The 10,946-nt window shown below is 73.6% G+C and carries 12 protein-coding genes; 7 read left to right on the top strand and 5 right to left on the bottom strand.

Annotated elements, in window-relative coordinates:
* Positions 1-130: 130 nt before the first annotated feature.
* Entirely contained in the window at positions 131-520 is a 390-nt protein-coding gene (locus tag D476_RS0130220) for a MerR family transcriptional regulator (protein ID WP_017627610.1), read from the bottom strand.
* A gap of 108 nt (positions 521-628) precedes the next feature.
* On the opposite strand from D476_RS0130220, the gene D476_RS0130215 reads away from it, so the two are divergent.
* The 3 genes from D476_RS0130215 to D476_RS0130205 all read left to right on the top strand — a co-directional run bounded on the left by D476_RS0130215 (position 629) and on the right by D476_RS0130205 (position 3,704).
* Positions 629-1,006, top strand: coding sequence for a hypothetical protein (locus D476_RS0130215; protein WP_026123995.1), 378 nt, complete (start codon positions 629-631; stop codon positions 1,004-1,006).
* A 145-nt stretch (positions 1,007-1,151) separates the two neighbouring features.
* Complete coding sequence (locus tag D476_RS0130210) at positions 1,152-1,412, top strand: hypothetical protein (RefSeq protein ID WP_017627608.1); 261 nt, start codon at positions 1,152-1,154, stop codon at positions 1,410-1,412.
* A gap of 144 nt (positions 1,413-1,556) precedes the next feature.
* Complete coding sequence (locus D476_RS0130205; protein WP_026123994.1) at positions 1,557-3,704, top strand: HelD family protein; 2,148 nt, start codon at positions 1,557-1,559, stop codon at positions 3,702-3,704.
* A gap of 496 nt (positions 3,705-4,200) precedes the next feature.
* Here the strand turns inward: D476_RS0130205 and D476_RS0130200 are convergent, their stop codons facing one another.
* Positions 4,201-5,028: a hypothetical protein gene (locus tag D476_RS0130200; RefSeq protein WP_017627605.1), complete on the bottom strand. Its 828-nt coding sequence runs from the start codon at positions 5,026-5,028 to the stop codon at positions 4,201-4,203.
* 119 nt (positions 5,029-5,147) lie between these two features.
* Between D476_RS0130200 and D476_RS39855 the strand changes: the two genes are divergently transcribed.
* Entirely contained in the window at positions 5,148-5,300 is a 153-nt protein-coding gene (locus D476_RS39855; protein WP_017627604.1) for a hypothetical protein, read from the top strand.
* Between the two features lie 663 nt (positions 5,301-5,963).
* The gene (locus D476_RS0130190) at positions 5,964-6,221 is read left to right on the top strand and encodes an antitoxin (protein WP_040728814.1); all 258 of its coding nucleotides are present in this window, start codon (positions 5,964-5,966) and stop codon (positions 6,219-6,221) included.
* A 110-nt stretch (positions 6,222-6,331) separates the two neighbouring features.
* Here the strand turns inward: D476_RS0130190 and D476_RS35145 are convergent, their stop codons facing one another.
* The 3 genes from D476_RS35145 to D476_RS0130175 all read right to left on the bottom strand — a co-directional run bounded on the left by D476_RS35145 (position 6,332) and on the right by D476_RS0130175 (position 9,024).
* Complete coding sequence (locus D476_RS35145) at positions 6,332-7,270, bottom strand: DUF2207 domain-containing protein (protein WP_040728812.1); 939 nt, start codon at positions 7,268-7,270, stop codon at positions 6,332-6,334.
* Positions 7,271-7,513: 243 nt separating this feature from the next.
* Positions 7,514-8,353: an aldo/keto reductase gene (locus tag D476_RS0130180; RefSeq protein WP_017627603.1), complete on the bottom strand. Its 840-nt coding sequence runs from the start codon at positions 8,351-8,353 to the stop codon at positions 7,514-7,516.
* A 59-nt stretch (positions 8,354-8,412) separates the two neighbouring features.
* Entirely contained in the window at positions 8,413-9,024 is a 612-nt protein-coding gene (locus D476_RS0130175; RefSeq protein WP_017627602.1) for a PadR family transcriptional regulator, read from the bottom strand.
* Positions 9,025-9,141: 117 nt separating this feature from the next.
* On the opposite strand from D476_RS0130175, the gene D476_RS0130170 reads away from it, so the two are divergent.
* Together D476_RS0130170 and D476_RS0130165 are read left to right on the top strand one after the other, a co-directional pair.
* A complete protein-coding gene (locus D476_RS0130170) occupies positions 9,142-10,263 on the top strand; it encodes an aromatic ring-hydroxylating dioxygenase subunit alpha (protein WP_017627601.1) in 1,122 nt (373 codons plus the stop codon).
* Position 10,264: 1 nt separating this feature from the next.
* The coding region (locus D476_RS0130165; protein WP_017627600.1) for a ferredoxin reductase at positions 10,265-10,946 on the top strand (682 nt) is incomplete at its 3' end.

The following is a 10,946-nucleotide window of genomic DNA, read 5'->3' as shown; positions in this document are numbered from 1 at the left end:
GGCGTCCGGATGCGAGATCACCGCGAACGTCCTCCGGCGCGCGGCCTCCTGGACCACCTCTTGCGTGGACTTGTCCGTACTGCCCGTCACCGCCTGCGCCACGTGCGCCCCATTCCCCGTCGCGGTCCTTCTAGGTCCTCTCGCCGTGCTCGGCCTGGGCGGACCTCAGCCTGGCCGTGAAGTCCTCGGCGGCCTCCAGCCGCTTGCGCAGCTCGACGCTCCTCGCCTGAGCCGCCGATCGGTATTCCTCCAGGCGCTCCAGGAGCCCGCGGCGTTCGGGCCCGTCGGCGCCGCCCGCCTCCAGCCGGTCCAGGATGCCGAGCAGCTCCCGGGTGTCCTCCAGGGGAAACCCGAGCGGCTTCATGCGCTTGACGAGCTGCAGCCGTTCGACGTCGCCCTCGCTGTAGAGGCGGAAGCCCCCTTGCGAGCGCGCGGTGGGGCAGGCGATGCCCATCTCGTCGTAGTACCGGATGGTCCGCAGGGACAGGCCGGTCCGCTCGGCCACCTCGCCGATCTGCATGTGCTCAGCGCCCACGCGGGGCACCTCCTCGCCAAATCTACCCTAACGTAAGGGTTGAGTCGTCGTCGGCCGACGTCCGGAGCCGATGCGTATCCGAGGGAGTGTGCCATGCCCCGCCAAATGACCTGCCTGTCCTGCGGAGAAGAGGACGAGCTGACCGGCGAGCGCACCGCCGGAGGGATCACCATCTCCTGCGACCGGTGCGGCGCCCGCTGGCCCCGCGACACCCCCTACACATGCGCGACCTGCGGCGGCCGGGACATCCACATGCGCGGCCAGGCCCTGACCCAGTACTCGCGCGGCACGCAGCTGTCCATCGTCGGCCTGCACTACATCCCGCTGTGCGCACAGTGCGACGCCGACATGCTGGCACGCGCGAACCAGCAGAAGCCCGTGCCCGGCCAGTACCGGTCGGCGGCGGCGGGCCGCGGCGGAGAGGGCGGCGGCGAGGGCGACCCGGGAGGGCTGTCGATCCTGCCGCGCTGATCCACGGCCAACCCTTCCGTTACGTAAGGGTAGAGTCGGCAGTGATCCGGTCGGCCGCGGCGCCGCGTCCCTTCCCCGTTCCCCGGACGCGGCGCCGCCCCTGCCGGAAGCAGACCCACCCCCGACCGTGCGACGGAGGACTCCCATGGCCACCTACCGGGTCCGAACCACCGACGGGTTCGAGCGCACCCAGCGCGCACAGCTCGTCCGGACCGATGCGAACACCCTGTACTTCGAGGACCGCATCGCCGGAACCTGGCGCACCGTCCACGAGATCCCGCTCGACCGGGTCAAGAGCCTGCAGAGGCGCTTCACCGAGAACGACGGCCGGTGGGCCTGGCTCACCGAGGCGCTGCCGTCCCCCGCGGAGGACCGCGCATGGCAGCGGTCCGCGCCCGGCCGGTAGGTAGAGTGGCCGGGTTGCTCCGGCGGCGTTTCGACACGCGCTGAGGATCGCACCGAACCGGGCCCGTCCCGGGGCGGGACCCGCGTCCGCCGCACGGCCTCTCCACGTTGTCCGCACACCGAGACCTCCGAGGCTGTCATCCTCATGCCCGACAACACCCCTGATCCCGCCCTTCCCGCGTCGGACGGGGAACTGGCGTCCGAACGCGCCTTCCTCGACCGCGCCCGCGCCTGGCTGCGGGACATGCACACCGATGTCCTCGCCACCGAGACCGTCCAGGACTCCTCCGAGGACGCCGACTACACCTTCACCAACCGGCTGCTGGCCGCCGACCGCGAACGCCGTGCCAGGGCGCTGGCCGACCTGCCCGACGCGCCCCTGTTCTTCGGGCGCCTGGACCACCCGCCGGGCTCGGTCTTCGAGCCCGCGCCCGGCGAGGCGCCCACCCATACCCGCACCGCCGGTGCCGACCGCGTGTACATCGGGCGCCGCCACGTGCACGATCCCCAGGGGTCACCGGTCGTGCTCGACTGGCGCGCCCCGGTATCGGCGCCCTTCTACCGGGCCTCGGCCACAGACCCGATGGGCGCGCTGCTGCGACGCCGCTACGGCTTCTCCGACGCCGGGGATCTCACCGCCTTCGAGGACGAGGTACTCGACCCGTCGGCCGCGCAACGCGGCCAGGGCGACGGCGGCGCGAACCCCGGCGCGATCCTGGCCGCCGAGATCGAACGGCCCCGCACGGGCCCCATGCGCGACATCGTCGCCACCATCCAGCCCGAACAGGACGAACTGGTACGCGCGCCGCTGCGCCCCGCACTGTGCGTGCAAGGCGCACCGGGCACCGGGAAGACCGCCGTGGGCCTGCACCGCATCGCCTACCTGCTCTACAACGACCGGGAACGGCTGCGCAGCGAGGGCGGGGTCGCCATCCTGGGGCCCAACCGCTCGTTCCTCTCCTATATCCGCAGGGTCCTGCCCGCACTCGGCGAGGTCGGTGTGCGCCAGACCACGGTGGAGGAGCTCACCGGGGATGTACCCGTGCGCCGCGAGGACACCCCGCAGGCCGCGCGGATCAAGGGCGACGCCCGCATGGCCGAGGTGATCCGCCGCGGCCTGTGGGCGCGCCCCGCGCCGCTGGACGACACCCTCGTGGTCTCACGCGGGTCCCGCAAGTGGCGCCTCTATCCCGAAGACCTCGCCGCGGTCCTGGACGAGCTGCGCGGCCGCGGCATCGCCTACGGATCGGGGCCGGGCCTGCTCTCCCAGCGCCTCGCGCACACGGTGATGTGCCTGATCGAGGACGCCGGGGAAGCCTGTGACGCGAGCACCCTGAGCGAGCTTCGCCGCAACCGGGCGATCACCGCGGCGGTGCGCGCCATGTGGCCCAAGGCCGAACCGGTCCGCCTGGTCCTCGACCTGCTCACCGACCCCGCGCTGCTGGCGCGCGCCGCCGAGGGCGTCCTCTCCGCTCAGGAGCAGGAGGCGATCCTGATGCCGGGCAAGCCGCGTGGGCCCAAGTCGGCGCGGTGGACCGCCGCCGACCTCGCGCTCATCGACGAGGCGGCGGCCCTCATCGAGCGGCCGTCGGCGCTCGGGCACATCGTCGTCGACGAGGCCCAGGACCTGAGCCCCATGCAGTGCCGGGCCGTCGCCCGCCGCTGCACCCGCTCCTCGATGACCGTGTTGGGCGACATCGCCCAGGCCACCTCCCCTTCGGCGGTCGGCGACTGGCCGCGCCTCCTGGAGCACCTGGGCGTGCCGGACGCGCACCTGGCCGTGCTGGACCGCGGCTTCCGCGTCCCGGCGCAGATCATCGACTTCGCCGCGCGGGTCCTGCCGCACATCGCCCCGGGCCTGGTCCGCCCCGTCGGCGTGCGCGCGGGCGCCCCCGACGCCCTCCGAATCCGGCCCGTCGCGGCGGACGCCGTACCTGAGGAGGTCGCGCTGGCCTGCCGTGAGGCGCTCAAGGGCGAGGGCTCGGTGGGCGTCATCGCCGCCGACGCCGAGATCACGCGGCTCCACCGCCACCTGGAGACCGAAGGGCTGGAGCCCGGCGCGCTGGACGCCGACGGCGGCGACGTCCTGGAGACGGCCCGCCTGGTCTGCGTCCCGGCCTCGCTCGCCAAGGGCCTGGAGTTCGACACCGTCGTCGTCGCGGAGCCCACCGCCGTCGCCGAGGCCGAGGACCGCGGGCTGCAGCGGCTGTACGTGGCGCTGACCCGTGCCGTCAGCGTCCTGCACGTCGTCCACGCACGGCCGCTGCCCGACCTGCTCACCGCCGCGAGCTGAATGCGGCCGTGCCGGTGCGGCTCCGCGGCGACCGGCGGGACGGATTCGCCGAGGACCGGGGGCGTTCCGTCCCGGTCGCGAACACGAGGCCGCCCCCGCGTTCTCCGGAAGCGGGCATTCCCGCGGGCCGGGACCGTTCAGCGGTCCCGGCCCGCGGCCGTCGGCGCCCGGCCCCCGTCTACGGTCTTGCTGTGGTGTTCGGGGAGGTCGGGAACACGTTCGGCGGGGGTTCGTCCGCCGATCCCGGTGTGGGGCCGGTGGTGGTCGTACCAGTCCGAAAAGGCCGGGGAGGCGGCCTGGCGGCAGGGCCATCCGTCCCGGACGATGCAGCGGGCGAGCCGCAGACGCCCGGTGGGGGTCGGCGGGGAGTTACGGTCGGGCACGAGGGCCTTCTGGGGCTCCGGTGCAGAGTTCACGTCCGTACCGGAACCAGAAGGCCCTCTCTTCGTCCAACCGCCGTTTCAGGCGTGTCGGGCGTTACCAACGTCCCGGAACATCACATCTGGCCCCGGTAGAGCCAGGCCGTCAGGACCAAGCCCGCGATCGCCACGATCCAGGTGTAGGGGATCGTGGAGAGCATCGACCGCTCGGGGCGCACGCCCGCGTACTGGGCGCTCCACACGGTCTGGGTGCTGGTGGGGTCGGAGACCCCGAGGACCTGGCCGTAGGACGCCATCAGGCCCAGCACCGCCGGGGGCGGGTAGATGCCCCCGGAGATGAGGACGCCCTCCACGCCCGCGCCGAGGCCGAAGATGTTCATCGGCCCGCGGTACAGGCACAGCGGCACCAGGACCGCGAAGACGGCGACGAACAGCAGCGGGCCGCTCGGGCTGATGGCGGTGACGACCGGGTTGAGCGCCCGCACCGCCCCGGGGAGGTTCACGGCGGCCAGGAGCATGCCGACGGCGATCATCGCGGGGATGCCGACAACGCAGGCCAGCATCGCCGCCGGGGCCGACCCGGTGATGCTCCCGCACAGGATCGCGACGGCGAATACGCCGACCGCCACGACCGAGGGCCGGTCGCCGCCGAACTCCACGATCTTGCGGACCAGGGTGGAGGCGATCCCGGCCTCCGGCATCAGCGTGCCCAGCCAGCAGCCGAGCAGGATCGCCACCATGGTCGAGGCCGGCATCGGGGCGCCCTCCTGCAGGACGGTCGCGGTGACGCTGTCCTCCTCGCCGACCAGCGGCGCACCGGCGAGGAGGGCGATGGCCACCGACATCAGGATCAGCGCGAACGCGGTGGGCAGGCGGCGGGTGAGCATCAGGCCCACGCCCGCCGCCATCACCGCCAGGATCGCGAACGCGGTCAGGGGGCTCATGATCGGTCTCCGAGGAAGGGGGCGGGCGCCGGCGTCGCGGCGAGCGCTCCGGCGCGGGCGAGGGCGGCGGTGGGCAGCAGCGGGCTGCGCCGCAGGCGGCCCCGTCGGCGGGCGTAGGCGTGCGCCGCGACCTCGTCGGCGCCGACGACGTGGCCCCGGATGCGCAGCCGCCCCCACGCGGCCGGGGTGTGGTCGAGTCGGCGCCGCAGGTCGCGGCCGCGGCGGCCGTGCAGCAGCCGGTGGGCGCCACGATCGCCATCGCGCGCGCCTGAGATCGCTGGTGGGAAACCCTGTATCGGCTGCGGACACGGCGGGGGGCGTCCGTGGTCGGTGTGTGCGGGCCGGGTGCGCCGGAGGACCGGGGTGCCGGGGCGGTGGTCTGGACGCTTGGGGGCGGCTTGGTCCGGGGCGCCGTGCCGGGTGCGCCGCCCGGGGCCTGTGGGCCGGGGTGTGCCGGAGGGTCCGCGCGCTCTGGGCCGCGATCCGGCGCGATCCGGCGCGATCCGGCGCGACCGGCTGAGCCGCGCCCCGGTCGAACGGCCGCCGCTGCTCTTCGACCTCTGATCGGGGCGCACATTCCCCATCAACGATCTGAGCCCGGCCCGGCGCGGCCGATACGCGCGGGGTCCGGCGGACACCTGCCGGACCCCGCGCGCTTCCGCCAGGCGTCGCACGGCCGTTGCCTCCACTCGGCGGTGACGCGGCATCGCCCCGGCACCGCCGCCCCCGCCTGCTCCTCCGCCGGCACCGGTGCCTCCTGCGTGCCCTGCCGTCGGGCGCGGCGGCCCCTCTAGGCGCTCCCGTCCCCCCGGCCACGCTTCCACCGGGTGCTCCACGGCGGTTGCCTACACTCGGCGGTGACGCGACATGTCGCGTCCCGGTCCGGGGAAGGGGACACGCACTCTCCGGCGGGATACGGGAACGAGGTGAGCACGATGGCCAACCTGCAGAGGCTGCTCCGGCAGGTCCTCAGCTACGTCCGCAGGAACCCCGAGGCGGCGAACCGGCATCTGCGCAAGGCCGGGGAGAACGTGAAACGGCGTACCGGCGGCAAATACGACCGCCACATCGACAAGGCACTCGGCGGGGCGTCGAAGTACCTCGGCAAGCAGGGCCGCCGCCCGGGGAACGGTTATCCGGACGGCCGGGACCTCCGGCACCGCCCGGGCGACCCGCCGAAGTACCGCCCCTGACCGCACGGGCTCCGTCGGCAGCGGGGGCGCGCCGGTCCCGCACCGTCGGCGGACGCCTCCGCCTGAGGCCCATGCTCCGGAGCCGACGCCGCGCCGCACCCGGCGCGGCGTCAACCGCCTCCGCCGCCGCCCGCTCCCCCTCCGGCGCCGCCGCCTCCACCGCCGCCGCCCGCTCCTCCGGCCCCGGCTCCTCCGCCGCCCATACCGCCTCGGGAACCCCGCACGGCGCCCTCTCCCCGGCGGTCGTGCTCACGCTTTTCGATCGCCAGGGAGACGGCGCCGAGCACCACGAAGAGCGCCACGGTGACCACGACGACGGTCACGGTCCGCCCCGTGCCCGGCCCGCCGGAGTCCGCGTCCCCGGCCGCCGCCTCGGGCACGGGGACGGCGCCCTCCTCCACGGACACGTCGACGGTGAAGGCCTGTCCCGGCGCGACGCGGTCCTGGGTGAACGTGGCGCCCTCCTCTTCCCGCCGCACACCGGTGCACCCGTCCCGGGTTCCGGGCTCCCCCGCGTAGCACCTCGCGGCCTCGGCCTCCCCGGGAGCGGTCACCCGCGCCCGCACCGATTCCACCGGGACCTCCCAACCGGACCCGATGACGTCCATGACCAGCCGCGGCCGCCCCCTGTCGTCCACGGTCAGCACGTCGCGGTACTCATAGGCGATGACGAAGGTCTTCACGCCCTCCAGGGCGGGGTCGGTTCCGGGCCGCCCGATGGTGACCTCGGTCCGTTCCTCCCCTTCGCGGACCTCGGTGGCCTCGACACCGCCGGAGTCCTCCACCCGGACCCCGGCCAGACCGTACGGCCGCGGGCCCGCGCCGTCGATACTCCCCCTCGCCGGGATCTCCCGGTGCACCTGCCCGCCGGGGCCCGCGCCCAGGTCGTAGGTGATCTCCTCGCGGACCTGCACCACACCGTCCGGGGCCACGGAGATGTCGGCGTCGAACGAGGTGACGGCGCGTTCGCCATCGGCGGCGGCCGCGGCCGCGCCGACGGTCCCCGCCCATGGGCCGACCGCGAGCAGTACCGCCGCTCCGGTCGCCACCGCCGTGCGTGCCGTACGTGCCGTACGCGCCGTGCGCCGTCCCGATCGTCCCGCCCGAACCACCCGAACCGCCATGGGACCACTGTGCCGTGCCCCGGGGGCGAACCGGCCGCCTGGGCCCCGCTTCGTGCGGGCCGCAGGCGCTCCGAGCGGCCGGAGTGGTCGGGGAACCCTCCGGTCGGGCGCGGACCTGTCCGCGGCCCTGTCCCCGGCGGCTCGGTGCCGTCGGCGGCCGGTGCCCGGCTACATCTCCTCGTGGACGTTCGGGTCTCCGCCGAAGAGGCGCCCGTCGTCGCGGGCCAGACCGCTGATGGCGTCGACCTCGGAGGCGGTGAGCTCGAAGCCGAAGAGGTCGATGTTCTCCCGCTGCCGCCGCGCATCCGCCGACTTGGGGATGGGCAGCGCGCCGAGCTGCAGCTGCCACCGCAGGACCACCTGGGCCGGGGTGACGCCGTGCGCGGCCGCGGCTCGGGCCACCGGTTCCTCGGCGAACGGGGCCCGGTGCTTGCCCAGCGGGCTCCACGACTGCGTCCGGATGCCCAGCCGGGCGTCGGCCTCGCGCATCGCGGCCTGGGGGAAGTACGGGTGCAGCTCGATCTGGTTGACGGCGGGGACGACCCCGGTGTCGTCGATGACGGTGCGCAGGTGCTCCTCGGTGAAGTTGCTGACGCCGATGGAACGCACCAGCCCGCGCTCGCGGAGGTCCACCAGGGCGCGCCACGCCTCGGGGTACCTGCCGACGCTCGGGTTGGGCCAGTGGATCAGGCACAGGTCGAGGTAGTCCGATCCGATCCTGCGCAAGGACCCCTCGACCGATTCCACGGCCTTGGCGTACTCGTGGCTGCGCCCCGGGATCTTCGTCGCGATGAGCACGTCCTCCCGGGCGAGGCCCGAGGTGCGCACCGCCTTGCCGACCTCCTCCTCGTTCCCGTAGTTCACGGCGCTGTCGAGGAGGCGGTAGCCGTTCTCCAGGGCGGTCCGCATCACCGCCACCCCGTCGTCGCCGACCAGCGAGACCGTGCCGAAACCCACCATGGGGAGCGCATTGCCGTCGTTCAGCTCGTATGTGTCGACCGTGCTCATGCCCCCACCCTAGGCCGCCGGACCCGGTGCGCCCCGGAGCGCGGGCGCGGCCCGGGGCCTCAGCGTTCGGACTCCCCCGCCGCCTCCGAGGGGCCCTCCAGCTTGTCGATGAGGTTCAGGCCCTTGCGCCCCCACTCGATCTCGGCCTCGCCCCGGGCGATGAGGCCTTCGTAGGCGAAGGCCTTGTAGGCGACGATCCGCTCGTGGTCCTCCGCCGGGTACTTCTCCATCCGGGCCGCGATGCTCGGATGGGCGGCGCTGAGGATGGCCTCCCGCATGTCCTTCCAGCGCCCGACCTGCTCGGTGTAGTAGTCGATGTGCCTGCGCAGGTTCTCCCGCGCGCTTTCGGGGTCGGCCCATTCGAAGTAGGCGGCCCGCATCCGGGAGACGTCGCGCAGCGGCCCGTAGGAGATCGGGGTCGCCAACCACTCCCGGAGCGCGCGGACGCCGTCACCGGTGATCGAGTAGCGGGTCTTCGTGCTGTTGGGCCCCCACCGGACCTGCTCGCCCTCGATCAGTCCCTCGCCCTCCATCCGGCGCAGCTCGGGGTAGATCTGCGAGTCCGGGGCGTGCCAGACGTACCCGACCGACCCCCCGAACCGCTTGACGGCGTCGTAGCCGGTGAGCGGCTCGGCCGTGAGCAGTGCCAGCAGCGCGTAGCGCAGGCTCATCGCATCCCTGTCCGTCTCGTTTGCGGGCCTTGCCAAACACTATATCGATAGTTAATGTGTGACCTCCTTCACGAACTATCTATGTCGATAGATAGTTCCTTCCGCAAGGAGGACCACATGACCGACCTCGGCCCCTCCGGGGCGACCGCGAAGAACATGGCCTACCCGCGCAACGCCTGGTACGCCGCCGCCTGGGACCACGAGGTCGGGCGGCGCGGCATCCTGGCGCGCACCGTCGCCGGAACGCCGCTGGCGCTCTACCGCACCGAGGACGGCCGCCCGGTCGCCCTCGCCGACGCGTGCTGGCACCGCCTCGCCCCGCTGTCCAAGGGCGAGCTCGTCGGCCCCGACGGCATCCAGTGCCCCTACCACGGCCTGCGGTTCGACTCGGCCGGGCGCTGCACCCACATGCCGGCGCAGGAGACCGTCAACCCCTCGGCCATGGTCGCCTCCTACCCGGTCGTCGAGCGGCACCGGTTCGTCTGGGTGTGGACGGGCGATCCGACGCTGGCCGACCCCGGGGCCCTGCCCGACATGTTCCAGATGGACTCGCCCGAATGGGCCGGGGACGGGCGCACCATCGACGTGCGGGCCAACTACCAGCTCGTGCTCGACAACCTCATGGACCTCACCCACGAGGAGTTCGTCCACTCCTCGACGATCGGCCAGGCCGAGCTCAGCGGATCGGACTTCGACGTCGCCCACGACGAGAGCACCGTCACCGTCACGCGCTGGATGTACGGCATCGACCCGCCGCCGTTCTGGCTGAAGAACATGCGCGACCGGTTCCCCGGCTTCAGCGGCAAGGTCGACCGCTGGCAGATCATCGAGTTCCAGGCGCCCTCGACGATCCGCATCGACGTCGGCGTCGCCGAGGCCGGGACCGGCGCGCCCGAGGGCGACCGCAGCCGGGGCGTCAACGGGTTCGTGATGAACACGATCTCCCCGGTCGACGAGCGCTCGGCGCTGTACTTCTGGGCGTTCATGCGCAACTACCGGCTGGACAGCCAGCTCATCACGACCCAGCTCCGCGACGGGGTCCACGGCGTCTTCGCCGAGGACGAGGAGATGCTCACCGCCCAGCAGAAGGCGATCGAGGCCAACCCCGACCACGAGTTCTACAACCTCAACATCGACGCCGGGGGGATGTGGGTGCGCCGCATCGTCCAGCGCATGGTCGAGGCCGAGCGGGCGGCCGCCGCTCCGGCCGCCGCACCGGGCATCAGGGCGGTGCGCTGAGATGAGCGGCACGAACCAGGTGCGCTGGCTGCGCGGCCGCGTCGTGGCCACCGAACCGGCGGCCGACACGATCGCCAGGATCACCGTCGCCCCCCAGGAGCCCGTGCGCGCCGACCCCGGCGCCCACATCGACGTGCGGACCGGTGAGGGCCCGGCCGCGGTCCGCTCCTACTCCGTCGTCGCGGCCGACGCCCGCGGCACGGAGCTGACCCTCGGCGTGCGCCTGTCGCCGACCTCGCGCGGCGGCTCGGCGTTCATGCACGCGCTCCGGCCCGGGGACGGGCTCGACATCACCGCCCCCCTGCAGAACTTCCCCCTCCGGGTGGGCGCCCCGCGCTACGTCCTGCTCGCCGGGGGCATCGGGATCACCGCGCTCAGCGCCATGGCCGCCGTCCTGCGGCGGCTCGGCGCGGACTACCGGCTGGTCTACGCCGGGCGCAGCCGTTCGGGCATGGCCTTCCTGCGCGAGTTGGGCCGTGCGCACGGCGACCGGCTGGAGGCGCACGTCGACGACGAGGGCACCGGGCTCGACGTGCCCGCCCTGGTCGCCGGTGTCGACGAGCACACCGAGCTGTACATGTGCGGGCCCATCCGCCTCATGGACGCGGTCCGCCGCCGCTGGCTCGAACGGGAGCTGCCCCTGCCCAACCTGCGCTACGAGACCTTCGGCAACAGCGGCTGGG

Origin of the sequence: Nocardiopsis chromatogenes YIM 90109, assembly GCF_000341185.1 — a bacterium.
GTDB classification, from domain to species: Bacteria; Actinomycetota; Actinomycetes; order Streptosporangiales; family Streptosporangiaceae; genus Nocardiopsis_A; species Nocardiopsis_A chromatogenes.
Note: the sequence above shows the minus strand (reverse complement) of the source record. Positions and strands in the feature narration are given on the sequence as shown.